At 61.6% G+C, this 16,340-nt stretch carries 15 protein-coding genes and 1 pseudogene; 8 read left to right on the top strand and 8 right to left on the bottom strand.

Going from position 1 to position 16,340, the window contains the following annotated elements:
- Positions 1 to 198 (top strand): annotated as a pseudogene (locus D8U70_RS14530) (tRNA (uridine(54)-C5)-methyltransferase TrmA); the annotation flags it as partial.
- Positions 199 to 252: 54 nt separating this feature from the next.
- Here D8U70_RS14530 and D8U70_RS14525 read toward each other — a convergent pair.
- The gene (locus D8U70_RS14525) at positions 253 to 699 is read right to left on the bottom strand and encodes a DUF2442 domain-containing protein (RefSeq protein ID WP_071173666.1); all 447 of its coding nucleotides are present in this window, start codon (positions 697 to 699) and stop codon (positions 253 to 255) included.
- A gap of 295 nt (positions 700 to 994) precedes the next feature.
- On the opposite strand from D8U70_RS14525, the gene aroQ reads away from it, so the two are divergent.
- Together aroQ and D8U70_RS14515 are read left to right on the top strand one after the other, a co-directional pair.
- Positions 995 to 1,435 (top strand): type II 3-dehydroquinate dehydratase, encoded by a 441-nt coding sequence (aroQ, locus tag D8U70_RS14520; RefSeq protein WP_130929154.1) that lies wholly within the window; start codon positions 995 to 997, stop codon positions 1,433 to 1,435.
- A 5-nt stretch (positions 1,436 to 1,440) separates the two neighbouring features.
- Positions 1,441 to 2,295 carry a shikimate dehydrogenase gene (locus D8U70_RS14515; protein WP_130929153.1) on the top strand — a complete coding sequence of 285 codons (855 nt, stop codon included), beginning with the start codon at positions 1,441 to 1,443 and terminating at the stop codon, positions 2,293 to 2,295.
- Positions 2,296 to 2,413: 118 nt separating this feature from the next.
- Here the strand turns inward: D8U70_RS14515 and D8U70_RS14510 are convergent, their stop codons facing one another.
- Positions 2,414 to 3,091 carry a TetR/AcrR family transcriptional regulator gene (locus D8U70_RS14510; RefSeq protein ID WP_130929152.1) on the bottom strand — a complete coding sequence of 226 codons (678 nt, stop codon included), beginning with the start codon at positions 3,089 to 3,091 and terminating at the stop codon, positions 2,414 to 2,416.
- A gap of 102 nt (positions 3,092 to 3,193) precedes the next feature.
- Positions 3,194 to 5,095 carry a 3-dehydroshikimate dehydratase QuiC gene (quiC, locus tag D8U70_RS14505; protein ID WP_130929151.1) on the bottom strand — a complete coding sequence of 634 codons (1,902 nt, stop codon included), beginning with the start codon at positions 5,093 to 5,095 and terminating at the stop codon, positions 3,194 to 3,196.
- Between the two features lie 274 nt (positions 5,096 to 5,369).
- On the opposite strand from quiC, the gene D8U70_RS14500 reads away from it, so the two are divergent.
- On the top strand, positions 5,370 to 6,707 hold the full coding sequence (locus D8U70_RS14500) for an MFS transporter (protein ID WP_056790566.1): 1,338 nt from the start codon (positions 5,370 to 5,372) through the stop codon (positions 6,705 to 6,707).
- A 131-nt stretch (positions 6,708 to 6,838) separates the two neighbouring features.
- Here D8U70_RS14500 and D8U70_RS14490 read toward each other — a convergent pair whose 3' ends face one another.
- On the bottom strand, positions 6,839 to 7,717 hold the full coding sequence (locus D8U70_RS14490) for a DMT family transporter (RefSeq protein ID WP_041477756.1): 879 nt from the start codon (positions 7,715 to 7,717) through the stop codon (positions 6,839 to 6,841).
- A 390-nt stretch (positions 7,718 to 8,107) separates the two neighbouring features.
- Here D8U70_RS14490 and D8U70_RS14485 point away from each other — a divergent pair, with 390 nt between their 5' ends.
- Together D8U70_RS14485 and D8U70_RS14480 are read left to right on the top strand one after the other, a co-directional pair.
- On the top strand, positions 8,108 to 8,992 hold the full coding sequence (locus D8U70_RS14485) for a neutral zinc metallopeptidase (protein WP_110646124.1): 885 nt from the start codon (positions 8,108 to 8,110) through the stop codon (positions 8,990 to 8,992).
- Positions 8,993 to 9,946 (top strand): alpha/beta fold hydrolase, encoded by a 954-nt coding sequence (locus D8U70_RS14480; protein WP_130929150.1) that lies wholly within the window; start codon positions 8,993 to 8,995, stop codon positions 9,944 to 9,946.
- Between the two features lie 142 nt (positions 9,947 to 10,088).
- Here the strand turns inward: D8U70_RS14480 and D8U70_RS14475 are convergent, their stop codons facing one another.
- From D8U70_RS14475 to D8U70_RS14465, 3 genes are all read right to left on the bottom strand, one after another.
- Positions 10,089 to 10,682: an HAD family hydrolase gene (locus D8U70_RS14475; protein ID WP_130929149.1), complete on the bottom strand. Its 594-nt coding sequence runs from the start codon at positions 10,680 to 10,682 to the stop codon at positions 10,089 to 10,091.
- Complete coding sequence (tesB, locus tag D8U70_RS14470; protein WP_016773073.1) at positions 10,679 to 11,548, bottom strand: acyl-CoA thioesterase II; 870 nt, start codon at positions 11,546 to 11,548, stop codon at positions 10,679 to 10,681. The genes D8U70_RS14475 and tesB overlap by 4 nt, the downstream gene beginning before the upstream one ends.
- Before the next feature lie 111 nt (positions 11,549 to 11,659).
- Positions 11,660 to 12,229 (bottom strand): GNAT family N-acetyltransferase, encoded by a 570-nt coding sequence (locus tag D8U70_RS14465; RefSeq protein WP_024014420.1) that lies wholly within the window; start codon positions 12,227 to 12,229, stop codon positions 11,660 to 11,662.
- 82 nt (positions 12,230 to 12,311) lie between these two features.
- Between D8U70_RS14465 and D8U70_RS14460 the strand changes: the two genes are divergently transcribed.
- Together D8U70_RS14460 and D8U70_RS14455 are read left to right on the top strand one after the other, a co-directional pair.
- The gene (locus D8U70_RS14460; protein WP_073475620.1) at positions 12,312 to 13,232 is read left to right on the top strand and encodes a histone deacetylase; all 921 of its coding nucleotides are present in this window, start codon (positions 12,312 to 12,314) and stop codon (positions 13,230 to 13,232) included.
- A gap of 294 nt (positions 13,233 to 13,526) precedes the next feature.
- A complete protein-coding gene (locus D8U70_RS14455) occupies positions 13,527 to 14,768 on the top strand; it encodes a TIGR03862 family flavoprotein (protein ID WP_130929148.1) in 1,242 nt (413 codons plus the stop codon).
- A 191-nt stretch (positions 14,769 to 14,959) separates the two neighbouring features.
- On the opposite strand, the gene D8U70_RS14450 is transcribed toward D8U70_RS14455, so the two are convergent.
- Positions 14,960 to 16,300, bottom strand: coding sequence for a DEAD/DEAH box helicase (locus D8U70_RS14450; RefSeq protein WP_130929147.1), 1,341 nt, complete (start codon positions 16,298 to 16,300; stop codon positions 14,960 to 14,962).
- Positions 16,301 to 16,340: the final 40 nt, after the last annotated feature.

Below are 16,340 nucleotides of genomic sequence, written 5' to 3'. Positions count from 1 at the left end.
CGCGCCGGCATGGACCCGGACACCTGCGAACTGACCCGGCGCTTCGACAATATCCTCTACATCTCCTGCAACCCGGACACCCTGGCGGCCAACATCGCCCAGTTGCATGACACCCACCGCATTACCAAGTGCGCGATGTTTGACCAGTTCCCGTGGACCCATCACATGGAATCCGGTGTGCTGCTGACCCGGCGTTGATTGCGGGTAGCTGATACGGAAAAGCCGTCGTGATTGACGGCTTTTTTGTGGGTGCTATGGCGCGATATCAGTTTTGCGTGGACGCCCGCCTTTTTTGCCATTGGCTCGCGCTGCCGCAGATTTCGCAGCGCTGCTTTGACGCCCGTTGCGCGAGGCGACGACCGACGCGGCCATCCGCATAAGCGGCGGGCTCGCTGAAATCATGCCGGCAATGGAAATATCCAGATCCTTGCCCTCATGGCACAGCGCAGTGCCGCCGAGGCCGATCGTCAGGCTTGCATAATCGGCCGCTTCAAACCCCGCGAATTCGGGATACAGCTTCACCGGAAGCAACACACCGCTGCCGTCCTCGAAACGAATGACCAAAGAGGACTCTTCGAAGCTCACTGACACGGCCTGCAAACTATTGGCCTGTCGTGCTTCGCCAAGTGTGATGGCGGCATCGAGCATCTCTTCCGTCAGGGGGCGATGCACCGACGGTTTTGCCTTGATGACTTTCATAATTCGATCTCAACTCCTTCCAACTTGCCGATCAAGGACAGCAGCACCTTGTCTTCATCGGGGTCATAGCGCGCCGAAGGCTAGCGTGGTCATCCGTTCCGGAACAGCGGCAGGAGCAGAAAAAGAGTAAGCAAAGTTCTCACAGCTCGCCTGATTGCGCGCCTGTGCGATCACCGAACACAAAACGCCCTGGTCATTTCTCGGCAATTGACCGATGTAACCATCTAGTACATTTTATCTCCACAGGCCGGAACCTCTCGGCCGATGCCAAAAACAAAAAGTGGAGTTACCCCCCATGCCCCCTATCGTTCTGGTGCTTAACGGCCCGAACCTGAACCTGCTCGGCACCCGCGAGCCGGCGACTTATGGTCATGAGACCCTGGCGGATATTTCCGCGCTGTGTGGTCGCGCGGCTGACGAGTTCGGTCTGACCGTGGAATTTCGCCAGACCAATCATGAAGGCGAGCTGCTCGACTGGATTCATGCCGCGCGTGGTCGTTGTGCCGGGATCGTGATCAATCCGGCGGCGTGGACGCACACGTCCGTGGCGATTCGCGATGCGCTGGTCGCGAGTGAATTGCCGGTAATCGAGGTGCATCTGTCCAACGTCCACGCCCGTGAGCCGTTTCGTCATCATTCGTTCGTTTCCGGCATTGCCACGGCGGTGATGTGCGGGTTCGGCAGCCATGGTTATCGCCTGGCACTGGAACATTTCAGTCAGCGGTTGCGGGGGTGAAGGCCATGTCACGCGCCAGAGTGATACTCGCCGGGCTGATCGGCGCCGGGATTCAGGCTTCACGTACACCGGCACTGCATGAGCACGAAGGTGATGCGCAGGGCCTGCGGTATCTGTACCAGCTCATCGACCTCGATCAATTGCGCCTCGACAGCACGGCCCTGCCCGACTTGCTGCAAGCGGCGGAGCGGATGAATTACACCGGGCTGAACATCACTTTCCCGTGCAAACAGGCGGTCATCCCGCTGCTCGATGAGTTGTCACCGGAAGCCCGTGGCATCGGCGCGGTGAACACCGTGGTGCTGAAGGACGGCAAGCGTGTCGGCCACAACACCGACTGCCTCGGTTTCGCCGAGGGTTTTCGCCGGGGTCTGACAGACGCTGCCCGTGAACGTGTCGTCCAGATGGGCGCTGGCGGCGCTGGCGCGGCGGTGGCCCACGCGCTGCTCAGCGAAGGCGTACGGCAATTGACGATTTTTGATGTCGACCGCGAGCGTGCCGAGAGCCTGGCAAACAATCTGAATCAACATTTTGGCGCCAGTCGCGCGCAGGCGGGACGGGATTTGCCCGGGGCGCTGGCGCAGGCCGATGGCCTGGTCAACACCACGCCGATGGGCATGGCCAAGCTGCCGGGTTCACCGGTGCCGGCCGGGTTGCTGCGCAGGGAAATGTGGGTCGCGGAGATTGTGTATTTCCCGCTGGAAACCGAATTGCTGCGCGACGCCCGCGCCTTGGGTTGCCGCACCCTGGATGGCGGCAACATGGCGGTGTTTCAGGCGGTGAAGGCGTTTGAATTGTTCAGCGGCGTGGTGCCGGATGCGCAGCGCATGCTTGAGCATTTTCAAAGCATGAATGGCTGAACAACAGGGTAACTCTTGTGGGAGCGAGCCTGCTCGCGAAGGCGTCGATTCAGTCAACGAACAGGGCGACTGACGCACCGCTTTCGCGAGCAGGCTCGCTCCCACAGGGGAGATCGAGTCAGGCCTTCAGGTAGCGCAACACCGATTCGCAGATCATCTCGCGGTGGCGCTGCTTGATCGTTTCGTCCGGCAGGTCGATCTGGAAGATTTCTCCCAGCGTGTGGCGGTTCGACACGCGATAGAAGCAGAACGAACTGATCAGCAGGTGCACGTCCAGCGCATCGATGCCACGCCGGAACAGACCTTCGTCCGCGCCTCGTTGCAGAATCCCGCCCAAGGTATCGAGGATCGTGTTGTTCAGCGCCTTGATCGCATCGGAACGCTTTACGTATTCGGCGTTGTGGATGTTTTCGATGCTGACGATGCGCACAAAATCGACGTTGCGGTCATGGTGATCGAAGGTGAATTCCACCAACCGGCGGATCGCCAGCTCGGGCGGCAGCTCATCCAGATGCAGGCGGTTTTCCGTGCTGCGGATATCGCCGTACAGCTTCTCCAGCACCTCGACGTACAACTGCTCCTTGCTGCCGAAGTAGTAATAGATCATGCGTTTGGAGGTGTGGATGCGCTCGGCGATCGCGTCGACGCGGGCGCCGGACAAGCCCTGCTGGACGAACTCGACGATCGCCTCCTGCAGAATGTTCTCGCGGGTCTTTTCCGGGTTGTTCTTGCGACTCTTGCGCGGCACTGCGTCGGACTCGACAGCAGCGGCGGAAAGTTCTGAATTAATGGTCATCGCGGGCTCACGGCCATCACTGCACAAGCTGGCGATTATGGGCCGCGCGGGACAGTGAAGGAAGCCGCGCAGCCGGTGTTTGATCCCGCGGTTACGAATTCCCTACAACTTCGCCTGACGCACCGCACCACTGCGCGATTTGGCCATCGCCGCCAGCCGCACCGCAACGTTGGCCGCGCCGTAGCCGGCATAGCCATTCTTGCGCTGAATGATCTCGAAGAAGAACCGTCCTTCGAACGGCTCGGTGTAGACATGAAACAACTCGCCGCCCTGGGCGTCACGGTCGTAGAGCACGTTGTAATAGGCCAGTTCGCTGAGGAATTCATCGTCGAAATCGAAGCGCGCGGCGAGGTCGTCGTAGTAGTTCAGCGGGATGTCCAGCAGCGGCACGCCGGCCTCCTTGGCGCGACTGACCTGGGCGAAGATGTCGTCACAATCGAAGGCGATGTGGTGCACACCGGAGCCGCGATAACTCGACAGCGCGTGGGAGATCGCGGTGTTGCGGTTCTCGGAGATGTTCAACGGCAGCCGGATCGAGCTGTCGCGGCTGCGCAGTGCGCGGCTCTTCACCAGACCGTACGGATCGGGCAAGACCACTTCATCGTCGGCCTCGAAATCCAGCAGGCTTTTGTAAAACAGCACCCAACTGTCGAGGCTGTCGGCAGGCAGCGCCATGGCCATGTGATCGATACGCTTGAGGCCGCCGCCGGTCTGCGCGTCGGGCAACAGATTGAAATCGGTGCCGTACACGTCAGCGTCCGCATCGACCAGATAAATCAGGCTGCCGTCCGGTGCGCGCACCGCCGCTAGTTCCAGTTCATTCGGCCCGACCAGGCCGCGATAGGGCTGCCCCTTGTAAGCGACCGCGCGGGCCAGTGCACTGGCGCTGTCCTTGACCCGCACCGCCGTGGCGCACAGCGACGGACCGTGGGCTTCGAAAAAGCTGTGGGCGAACGAATACGGCTCGGAGTTGAGGATCAGGTTGATATCGCCCTGACGCAGCAGGCTGACACTCTTGGAGCGATGCTGCCCGGCCTTGGCAAAACCGAGGCGTTGCAGCCAGTGACTGAGCTTCGCGCCCAGCGCTTCGTCGACGGCAAACTCGAGAAATTCCACACCGTTGTATTCGCTGGCGGACGGCGTTTCGAAAAGAATTTCACGGTTGGCCACCGGCGGCGCTTCCTGCTCGAGACGCTGACGGGTCTTCTCTTCCAGATACAGCAGCGAGCGCAATCCGTCGGCGGCGTTGGCTCGCGGGGGCGCGGCGCGGAAGCCGTCGTTGAAGATTTCCAGCGACAACGGCCCGTTATAGCCACTCTTGATGATCGGTGCGAGGAAACCCGGCAGATCGAACTCGCCCTGCCCCGGGAAACAACGGAAATGCCGGCTCCACTCCAGCACATCCATGGCCAGGATCGGCGCGTCGGCCATTTGCACGAAGAAGATCTTGTCGCCGGGAATGTCGGCGATCGCGCTGGGATCGCCCTTCAGCGACAGGGTGTGAAAGCTGTCGAGCAGCACGCCGAGGTTGGGGTGATCAGCCTGACGAACGATGTCCCAGACCTGTTGATAAGTATTGACGTGACGGCCCCACGCCAGCGCTTCGTAACCGATGCGCAAGCCACGGGCGCCGGCGCGTTCGGCCAGCAGGCGCAAATCATCGACGAGGATTTGTTGATCGCCGACACTGTCCGGCGAGGCGTTGCTGCAGACCAGCACCAGGTCGGTGCCAAGTTCCTGCATCAGATCGAACTTGCGCTCGGCACGCTCGAGGTTGCGCGCCAGGCGATCGCGGCGGCAGCCTTCGAAGTCACGGAACGGCTGAAACAGGGTGATGGCGATCCCCAGATCGGCGCACATCTGTTTAATTTCCCGGGGACTGCCGTCGTAGTACAGGAGGTCGTTTTCGAAAATCTCCACGCCGTCGAACCCGGCGGCGGCAATGGCTTCGAGTTTTTCCGGCAGGGTGCCGCTCAAGGAAACGGTGGCAATGGAACGCTGCATGTTTCAACTCCCGTTTGGAGACGGCGGCTGCGTGAGCCGCGCCGCTTTTATAGGATGAGCAAATTATTGGCTGCATCCCTGCGCGCAGCAATTTAAAGTGTACTACCCGGTTAGTTTTGCGTGCGATTATCGAACACTAAGGCGATTTGGCGAATTGACGATTTTTTGTTCACTGCCCAACATCGGTTGCACATCGAGTCCGGCCACTAACCACCGGGCAAGGTGTTCGACAGAAAAGAACACCAAATAACAAATCCAAAAACGGGTGGAACACATGATTCCTTCACAGACTTCCCGCATGGCTCCGGCCATGAGCACTGCCACGGGTGGCATTGGCGACAAGATCCGCGGCGCCATGGCTGTCGGCAAGACCCGCTGGGGCATGCTGGCGCTGGTGTTTTTTGCCACCACCCTCAACTACATCGACCGCGCCGCCCTCGGCGTCATGCAGCCGATCCTCGCCAAGGAAATGAGCTGGACGGCGATGGATTACGCCAACATCAACTTCTGGTTTCAGGTCGGCTACGCGATCGGGTTTGTCCTGCAGGGACGTTTGATCGACCGGGTCGGCGTCAAGCGCGTGTTCTTCTGCGCCGTACTGCTCTGGAGCCTGGCCACCGGTGCCCATGGCCTGGCGACCTCGGCAGTCGGCTTCATGGTCTGCCGCTTCATCCTCGGCCTGACGGAAGCGGCCAACTATCCGGCCTGTGTGAAAACCACGCGTCTGTGGTTCCCGGCCGGTGAACGTGCAGTCGCTACCGGCATTTTCAACGCCGGCACCAACGTCGGCGCGATGTTCACGCCGATGCTGCTGCCACTGGTCCTGCATGTGTGGGGCTGGCAAGCGGCGTTCCTGTGCATGGCGGCACTCGGCGGCATCTGGCTGCTGTTCTGGGGCCTGAAATACTTCAATCCGGAAGATCACCCGACGGTGAAACAGTCGGAACTCGATTACATCCAGCAGCAAGTCGAACCGGAACAGGCCCGCGTGCCGTTCAGCAAGATCCTGCGCATGCGCGGCACCTGGGCCTTCGCCCTCGCCTACTCGCTGACCGCGCCGGTGTTCTGGTTCTATCTGTACTGGCTGCCGCCGTTTCTCAATCAGCAATACAACCTCGGCATCAACGTGACGCAGATGGGTATTCCGCTGATCATCATCTACGTCACGGCTGACTTCGGCAGTGTCGGCGGCGGGATTCTGTCCTCGTTCCTGATCGGTCGCGGGATGAACTCGATCAAGGCGCGGCTGCTGTCGATGTTGCTGTTTGCCTGCTGCATCATCGGCGTGGTCATGGCTGCCGGCTCGGCGAATCTGTGGGTGGCGGTGGCGGCGATCTCGCTGGCGATCGGCGCGCATCAGGCCTGGACTGCGAACATCTGGAGCCTGGTGATGGACTACACGCCCAAGCACATGATGAGCACGGTGTTCGGCTTCGGCGGCATGTGCGCGGCGATCGGCGGGATGTTCATGACCCAGATCGTCGGCCACATCCTCACCGTCACCAACAACAACTACACGGTGCTGTTCACGCTGATTCCTGCGATGTACTTCCTCGCACTGACGTGGATGTACTTCATGGCACCGCGCAAAATTCCGACCATTACCGAATAACCTGCCTGCATACATCCCATTGTGGGAGCGAGCCTGCTCGCGAAGGCGTCAAGTCAGCCACTGAACAGGGTGACTGACACACCGCTTTCGCGAGCAGGCTCGCTCCCACAAGTTGTACCGGGATCCCTTCTTCAGCGCCGGCTCTGCTGCCATGCTGCCGCCAATCCGCTGCAACAGATCACCGCGATACCGATCACCGTCAACCCGCTCGGGGTGTGATTGAACAGCAGCCAGCCCAACAACCCGGCAAAGACGATCTGGCAATAGCCGAACGGCGCCAGCAATGCCGGCGCGGCGTGACGGAAGGCCTGAGTCAGAAACAAGTGCGCCGTCATCCCGCAACTGCCCAGCGCCAGCATCAGCGCGGCATGAGGCAACGTCGGCACCTGCCAGAAGAACGGCACCAGCGCGCTCATCACCAGGGTATTGCACAGCCCGGCAAAGAAGTTGCTGGTGGTCGGGCTGTCCACTTCGGCGAGCTTGCGCGTCAGCAGCTGGTAGAAGCAGAAGAACAGCGCCGAGCAGAACGGCAGCAGGATCGCCGGGGTAAACAGTTCGCCGCCCGGGTGGACGATGATCAGCACGCCGATGAAACCGCAGATCACCGCGATCCACTGCCCGCGCGTCACGCGTTCCTTGAGCAGCGGCACCGACAATGCGGTGACCAATACCGGTGCGAGAAAGTTGACCGCCGTGGCTTCCGCCAGCGGGATGTACAGCAGCGCCGTGGTGAAAAACAGGCTGGTGCCGAGCAGGCACAGGGCACGGGCGAGCTGCCATAACGGCTTCTTGGTGCGCAGCACGCGCAAACCGGACTGCGGCAGGAAAATCCCCGCCATCAACAAGGTGTGCACCACATAGCGCGCCCACACCACCATCACGATCGGATAAAAACCGGAGAGGTATTTCGACAACGCGTCGTGACTGGAAAACAGGAACGTCGCCACGACAATCAGCAAGATCCCCTTGAAGGGCTGGTTGACACCGGAGAGCGGGGTGCTGACGGTCATTGGCAATCTCTGAAAAAAATCCGGGCGAGCGTTCGCGCTGGAGGCAATCGTTGTGGCAATCATAGTCGGCTGAGCTTTCAGCAACCGCACAGGTTGCACTCTTCTTCGCCGGGAAACCGCCGCCAGGCAAAACCTTGAGGCAAGATTCCCGCCACTTCGGCGCCCGGCCAGTGTGCAACATCACAGACTGCCGTCGAAACAGCGGGTTCATGAATTCGACGGAAGAAATTCCACTCGGGATTGAATTCACGGCCCGCTCGGCCGTCAATACCAGGCCCGCACCATGTGGGCGCGTGTGCATGGACGGACGACCGGACTGGCGCCACACTCACACAGCGGCAACACTCATCACCAGCAGATTCATCACCGGCAATAAAAGAGGATTCCCACATGCTATGGAAAAAAGGCCGACGCAGTGACAACGTCGTCGACGCCCGGGGTGATGATGCCGGCGGTGGCGGCGGCATGCGCTTTGGTGGCGGCAAGGGCCTGAGCCTGACGGCCATCGTGCTGATTGTCGGCATCGGCTGGCTCACCGGCCAGGACCCGATGCAGATCCTCGGCCAGTTGACCGGGCAGATGGAGCAACCGGCGGCTACTTCGCAAACCCGCCAGGCGCCACCGGCCAATGATGAACAGGCCGAATTCGTCCGCTCGATTCTCGGCGACACCGAAGACACCTGGGGTCCGATCTTCCAGCAGGCCGGACGCCAATACAAAGACCCGACACTGGTGCTGTTCAGCAATCGAGTGAACTCCGCGTGCGGCATGGCCACTTCTGCCACCGGCCCGTTCTACTGCCCGGCCGACCAGAAGGTCTATCTGGACATGGCCTTCTTTCAGGAAATGTCGCAGCGCTTCAAAGCCGCTGGCGATTTCGCTCAGGCTTACGTGATTGCGCACGAAGTCGGCCACCATGTGCAGACGCTGCTGGGCGTCTCGGCGAAGATGCAGGCGGCGCGTCAGCAAGGCCGGCAGATGGAGGGCGACGGCGGCTTGCTGGTTCGCCAGGAATTGCAGGCCGACTGTCTCGCCGGCGTCTGGGCGTATAACGCGCAGAAACGCCTGAACTGGCTGGAACCGGGCGACATCGAAGAAGCCTTGAACGCCGCCAACGCCATCGGCGATGATCGCTTGCAGCAACAGGGTCAGGGCCGCGTGGTGCCGGACTCGTTTACCCACGGTACGTCAGCGCAAAGGGTGCGCTGGTTCAAAACCGGATTCGCGCAAGGCCAGGTAAGCCAGTGCGACACCTTCGCGGCGAAAACCCTGTAAATGCATACATGGCTTGTGGCGTTACTGTTCATCGCCGGCACCGCGCAAGCGGCCGGCGTCGATGCGATCAGCCCCGGTCGCCTGCAACTCAAGGCCGGGGAAATGGCGGTGGGCATCGGCCCGGCACCGGAGAAGATCGAGCGGGTGCTGATCGTCATTCACGGTCGCCTGCGCAACGCCGAGACCTATCGCAAAAGCGCGGAAAGCGCCGCCGAACTCGCCGGGCAGACCGCGCACACGCTGGTGATCGCTCCGCAGTTTCTCAATGAAAGCGACGTCACCCTGTATTCCTTGCCGTCGACAGTGCTGCGCTGGCAGGGCAACGAGTGGATGGGCGGCGGCTTGTCCACCGGGCCAAATCCGCTGAGCTCCTACGCGGCGCTGGATGAAATCGTCGCGCGGGTCAGCGATCGCAGACAGTTTCCGGACGTGAAGCAGATCGTGATCTTCGGCCACTCCGGCGGTGGTCAGGTGGTGCAGCGTTACGCCCTGCTGGCCAAGGATCAGCCGGCGCTCAAGGCCAACGGCATTCGCTTGCGCTATGTGGTGGCCAATCCTTCGTCCTATGCATATTTCAACGAGCAGCGGCCAGTGGCGTTCGATCACGCGCAATGTCCTGGTTTCAACCGCTGGAAGTATGGCCTGGCGGACATGCCGGTGTATGCCGGCGGGCAAACGCCGTTGCAGGTCGAGAGCGCTTACGTCAAACGCGAGGTGATTTATCTGCTCGGGCAGCAGGACGTCGACCCGGAACATCCGGCGCTGGACAAGAGCTGCGCGGCCGAGGCGCAAGGGGCTTACCGCTTGATGCGCGGGAAGCTGTATTTCGGTTATTTGCTGCGCCGGCATCCTGAGGGGGTCAATCAGCGGCTGGTGGAGGTGCCTGGGGTCGGGCATGACGGGGATGGCATGCTGACGTCGGCGGAGGGGCAGAAGGCGTTGTTTGATCAGTAGGTTTTTTCCTGAATCCACCGCCCCCTTCGCGAGCAAGCTCGCTCCCACATAGCTCTATGACATGCACAAAATATGTGTGCACTGAAGATCCAATGTGGGAGCGAGCTTGCTCGCGAAGGGGCCGGCTCAGGCGACGAAGATGTCAGGCAAACAGCATCCGCCGCAACTCGACACAATCCTTCGCATGCCAATCCGTCAACTCCGGCCACGGGTTATCCGGCAGGTTCACCAACACCGTCCGCGCCCCCGCTGCTCGGCCGCAATCCAGATCAAAGCGGTAATCGCCGACCATCACCATGTCACTGGCCGGCACTTGCCAAGCATCGGCCAGTTTCAGCAAACCGCCCGGATGCGGCTTCGGCGGTGCTTCGTCGCGACCCAGCACATCCTCGACCGCGAAGCAGTCAGCCAGGCCGATCGCCTCCAGCGTCACGTGCGCCAGCTCACGCGCATTGCGCGTGAGGATGCCGAGGCGATAACCGCGCGCATGCAGGTCGCGCACCAGCTCCACCGCGCCGGTGGCCGGGGTCGAGCCCAACGCCAGATCGCGTTCATGCTCAAGCAACCAGGCATGTTTGGCCGCCGCTTCATCCGCCGGCAACGCGGCGAGGTGGGTGAGGATGTCGTCCTCGGGCGGAATCGCCAGCGCCACGCGAATCGCGGCGAAATCATGCACGGCGACAGTCAGCGTGCCGTCCATATCGAACACCCAATGGCGAACCGCGGTCAGGCTCATGCCCAGTCCTTGCGATGGCGGATCAGGCCTTCCTGAGTCACCGAAGCGACCAGTTGCCCGGCACGGTTGAACACGCTTCCACGGGAAAAACCACGGGAGTTGCCGGCCCACGGGCTGTCCATCGCGTAGAGCAACCAGTCGTCGGCGCGCAGGTCGTTGTGGAACCACAGCGCGTGATCGAGGCTGGCGACCTGCATGTCCTTCTGCCAGACCGACTTGCCGTGGGGCAGCATCGAAGTGGTCAGCAGGCCGAAATCCGAGGCGTACGCCAGCAGGTATTTGTGCAGCGCAGGAATGTCGGCCAGGGCGCCGTCGGCGCGAAACCACACATATTTGATCGGATCGGCCGGTTGCGGGTTGTACGGGTCTTTTTCGGTAACCGGGCGTACTTCGATCGGTTTCGGGCACAGCAGTTTTTCACGCATGTGCTCGGGAATCAGGTGCGCACGCTGCTGGATCAGTTCCAGCTCCGAGGGCAGGTTTTCCGGGCCGACCACCGCCGGCATCTGGCCCTGATGCTCGAAGCCTTTTTCGTCGTACTGGAACGAAGCGCTGCACGTGAAGATCGGGTGGCCCTTCTGGATCGCCGTCACGCGGCGGGTGCTGAAGCTGCCGCCATCACGCACGCGATCAACCGAATAGACCACCGGCAACTTGGCATCGCCCGGGCGCAGGAAATAACCGTGCAGCGAGTGCACATGGCGCGCCTCTTCCACCGTCTGACTGGCCGCCGACAGCGACTGGCCGAGCACCTGACCACCGAACAACTGGCGGAACCCCAGATCCTGACTACGACCACGGAACAGGTTTTCTTCGATCGGTTCCAGGGTCAGCAGATCGACCAGATCTTCCAGCACTTGGCTCATTCAGACTCTCCTCACACAAAGCAATGGCCGCGCAGTCTTGGCTGCGGCGGACGATTCAGGTTCTGGCACGGGCCAAATACGATGGCGGCCATTGTAAACGTCCGTGTCGGCTTATTCATGCAAGGTTTGCAGCCATTGTTCGCGGCTGATGCGATACAGAACATGGCGGCGCAACGGGTGATCGAGCGCAAGCTTGGGGTGATCGAAATCATCCTGTGGATCGTGATGCATGCCGATCGCCTGCATGACCTTCTCCGACTGCGCATTCTGCCCGGCGGTAAACGAGACGATTTCCTCCAGTTTCAACTGGTCGAAACCGGCGCGCAGTGCGGTCCACGCCGCTTCGCTGGCGTAACCCAGGCCCCAGTGTTCCTTGGCCAGCCGCCAGCCGATCTCCACCGCCGGGGTAAACGGCGCATCGAAGCCGACCACGCCCAACCCGGTGAAACCGATGAACTCACCCGTGTCCTTGCGCTCCAGCGCCCACAGGCCAAAGCCATGCTCGGCAAAATGCCCGCGCACGCGACCGATCAGCGCGGCACTTTCGAGCCGGGTCAACGGCGCCGGAAAGTAGCGCATCACCTGCGGATCGGCGCACATCGCGGCGAATGCCGGCAAATCCTCGTCCTGCCACTGACGCATCAACAACCGCGCGCTTTGCAGCTCCAGTATCGGCTCCATCGTCCCCTCCATTTCCATGCCGTTGAGTCTACATCGCTGGTAGGATCGTTCATTCTTTCCCTGGTTCTGCGCGAAACAAGCCATGCCCTTGCCGTTGATCTATCACGAAGACTACAGCCCCGAGTTTCCCGCGGATCACCGCTTTCCCATGGACAAGTTTCGTCTGCTGCGCGATCACTTGGTCGACAGCGGCCTGACCCGCGACGCCGACCTGCTGCGCCCGCAGATCTGTCCCAACGACATCCTCGCCCTCGCCCATGACCGCAGCTATATCGAACGCTACATGAGCGGCGAGTTGTCCCGCGAAGACCAACGGCGTCTCGGCCTGCCGTGGAATGAAGCGCTGGCGCGGCGCACCGTACGCGCGGTGGGCGGTTCGATCCTCGCGGCAGAGCAAGCCCTTGAGCATGGTCTGGCCTGTCATCTGGCCGGCGGCACCCATCACGCTCACTACGATTACCCCGCCGGGTTCTGCATCTTCAATGACCTGGCGATCATCAGCCAGTACCTGTTGCAGAGCGGCCGGGTCAATCGCGTGCTGATCTTCGATTGTGACGTGCATCAGGGCGACGGCACCGCGCGGATTCTGCACGACACGCCGGAGGCGATTACCGTTTCCCTGCACTGCGAAAAGAATTTTCCCGCACGCAAAGCCGAAAGTGACTGGGACATTCCGCTGCCCAAGGGCATGGGCGATGCCGACTATCTGCAGGTGGTCGATGACACGCTCAATTACCTGTTGCCGCTGTATCAACCGGATCTGGTGCTCTACGACGCCGGCGTCGATGTGCACAAGGACGATGCCCTTGGTTATCTGCAACTGACCGACGCCGGGGTGGCCAAGCGCGATGAACGGGTGATGCGCCACTGCCTGGGCCGCGACATCCCGGTGGTCGGGGTGATCGGCGGCGGTTACAGCAAGGATCGCCACGCCCTCGCCCGCCGCCACGGCATCCTCCATCACAGCGCGCAACGGGTCTGGGATTCACACGGCTGTCATTGAAACGTGCTGCGTTACCCACAATCGCTGTGGAACTGGCTGTGGATAACCTGAGCGAAAGGGACTGCAGGCCTTGCTGGCCAAGGCGCCCAGCGCACTGTTTATTTTTTAACCAGCCTCGAAATACACCGCAGCCCCCGGTGGGAGCGAGCCTGCTCGCGAAAGCTTTTGCACCTACAGCATCTAATTGACTGACAGACCGCGTTCGCGAGCAGGCTCGCTCCCACATGGGGTCTCCCACAGGGTTCAGCGCTGTTAGAATGCGCGCCTTGTTCCGCCATACCGCAGCGCATAGCCATGACCCAGAATTCCGCCCCCGCCAACACCCACGTCGCCATCATTGGCGGTGGCCCCGCCGGCCTGATGGCCGCCGAAGTGCTGAGCCAGGCCGGAATCCACGTCGACGTTTACGACGGCATGCCCTCGGTGGGGCGCAAGTTCCTGCTGGCCGGGGTCGGCGGCATGAACATCACCCATTCCGAAGCCTACCCGGCATTCCTCTCCCGCTACGCTGAGCGCGCACCGCAAATCGCCCCGCTGCTGCGCGGATTCGGTGCCGATGCCTTGTGCCAGTGGATTCACGATCTGGGCATCGAAACCTTCATCGGCAGCTCCGGCCGCGTGTTCCCCACCGACATGAAAGCCGCGCCACTGTTGCGCGCCTGGCTCAAGCGCCTGCGCGACAGCGGCGTGGTTATCCACACCCGCCATCGCTGGCTCGGCTGGGACGCAAGCGGTGCACTGCGCATGGCCAGCCCGCAAGGCGAAATCAGCGTAAACCCCGACGCCACCCTGCTCGCCCTCGGCGGCGGCAGTTGGTCGCGCCTGGGCTCGGATGGCGCGTGGATGTTGCCGCTGGAGCAGCGCGGCGTGGATCTGGCGCCGTTGCAGCCAAGCAATTGCGGCTTCGAGGTGCAAGCCTGGAGCGAGCTGATGGTGAGCAAATTCGCCGGCGCACCGCTGAAAAACATTGCCATCGGTTTGAACGACGACATCCCGCGCTTGGGCGAATGCGTGATCACCGCGACCGGCATTGAAGGCAGCCTGATCTATGCGCTGTCGGCGCCGATACGCGAGGAAATCAATCGCTACGGCGCAGCGGTTATCAACATCGACCTGCTGCCCGGCCGGCCTGTGGATAAATTGCAGGCGGCGCTGAGCAAACCACGCGGCTCGCGCTCGATGGCCAAGCATCTGCACAGTCAGGTGGGGATTGATGGGGTTAAAGCAGCGTTGTTGCGCGAGCTGACCGATGCCGAAACCTTCGCTGATCCGTTGCTGCTGGCGCGAGCGATCAAAGCGTTGCCGCTGACACTGGTGAAAACCCGTCCGTTGGATGAAGCGATCAGCAGCGCTGGTGGCGTGCGGTTCGAGGCGATGGATGAGCGTTTGATGCTCAAGGCGTTGCCGGGGGTGTTTTGTGCGGGCGAGATGCTTGATTGGGAAGCGCCGACCGGAGGGTATTTGCTGACCGGGTGTTTTGCCAGTGGGCGGGCGGCGGGGTTTGGGATGTTGGAATGGTTACGGCGCGGGAACTGAGTCGCCCCTGCCCCTCACCCCAGCCCTCTCCCCAAGGAGAGGGAGCCGACCGAGGTGTCTGGCGTCATGCATCGACCTGAGCGATCGTGTCGATTATGCATTCACATCTGATATATCAGGTCGGCGTAACTCACAAGCATCCCCCAATCAGTCCCCTCTCCCTCCGGGAGAGGGGCTTTTGATCTTTGATCTCAAGGCTTGCGCTTGCGCGGTCCAGTATTGAACACCGGCACTTTGCGCACTGGCTTGATCGATGGCTCCGGCGCCGAGGCCTCGCCGCTGTCGACCCACTTGCCCAGATTGCGTTTACCACCGCCACCGCCCGACGCTTTCGGCTTCTTCGGTTTTTTCGGCTTCTTGATCACCTGACCGCTGGCGTCGGTGTCCGGCACGCGGTGCTCGGGTTCGAAATCCGGTTCGTTCTGGCGCTTCAGGTTCTGCCGCGTCAGCATTTCGATCGCCGAGAGCATGTTCACTTCATCGGCACACACCAGCGAAATCGCCTCACCGGTGGCACCCGCGCGGCCAGTGCGACCGATGCGGTGAATGTAATCCTCGGCGACGATCGGCAGATCGAAGTTGACCACCAGCGGCAGATCTTCGATGTCCAGACCACGGGCGGCAACGTCGGTCGCGACCAGAATCTGCACTTCGCTGAGCTTGAACCGGTCCAGCGCGCGCTGGCGCGTAGCCTGCGGTTTGTCGCCATGGATGCCGTCAGCATTCACACCGAGGCCCTGAAGTTTTTCCACCAGCGCATCGACGCCGTTGCGGGTCTTGGCGAACACCAGCACCTGCTTCCACTTGCTCTTGCGCATCAGGTGCACGAACAGTTCAGCCTTGCGCTTCTTGTCCACGGTGACGATCCACTGCTTGACCGTGTTGGCGGCGACGTTGCGCGGGCTGACTTCGACGCTCAAAGGATCGTTGAGCATCTGCCCGGCGAGCAGGCGGATGTCATCGGAGAAGGTCGCTGAGAACAGCAGGGTCTGGCGCTTTTTCGGCAGCATGCGGTAAATGTTCGCCAGTTCTTCCGAGAAGCCCAGGTCGAGCATTCGGTCGGCTTCATCCAGCACCAGCGTTTGCAGCTGATTGAGTTTCAGCGCGTTCTGGCGGAACAGGTCGATCAAGCGACCGGGTGTGGCGACCAGCACATCGACGCCGCCGCGCAGCTTCATCATCTGCGGGTTGATGCTGACACCGCCGTACACCGCATATGTGCGCAGCGGCAGGTTCTCGGCGTATTGGCGCACGGCTTCATGGACCTGCTCCGCCAGCTCGCGGGTCGGCACCAGAATCAGCGCACGCGCCGAGTTGGCGGTGACTTTCGGCCCTTCCATGGCCAGCAACTGCAACAGCGGCAAGGCGAAACCGGCAGTTTTACCGGTGCCGGTCTGGGCCGCTGCCATCAGGTCGCGACCGGCCAGCACCGCCGGAATGGCTTGCGCCTGCACCGGCGTCGGGGTCTGGTAGCCGAGCGTCTCGAGGGAGCGCAGCAAGGGTTCGATCAGGCCAAGGGAGGCGAAAGTCATGGGAGTACCGTAGGAAAAAATGACGCGAGGATGCAATGCC

The organism is Pseudomonas sp. Sample_20, assembly GCF_004307585.1.
In the GTDB taxonomy this organism is placed as follows: domain Bacteria; phylum Pseudomonadota; class Gammaproteobacteria; order Pseudomonadales; family Pseudomonadaceae; genus Aquipseudomonas; species Aquipseudomonas atacamensis.
Note: the sequence above shows the minus strand (reverse complement) of the source record. Positions and strands in the feature narration are given on the sequence as shown.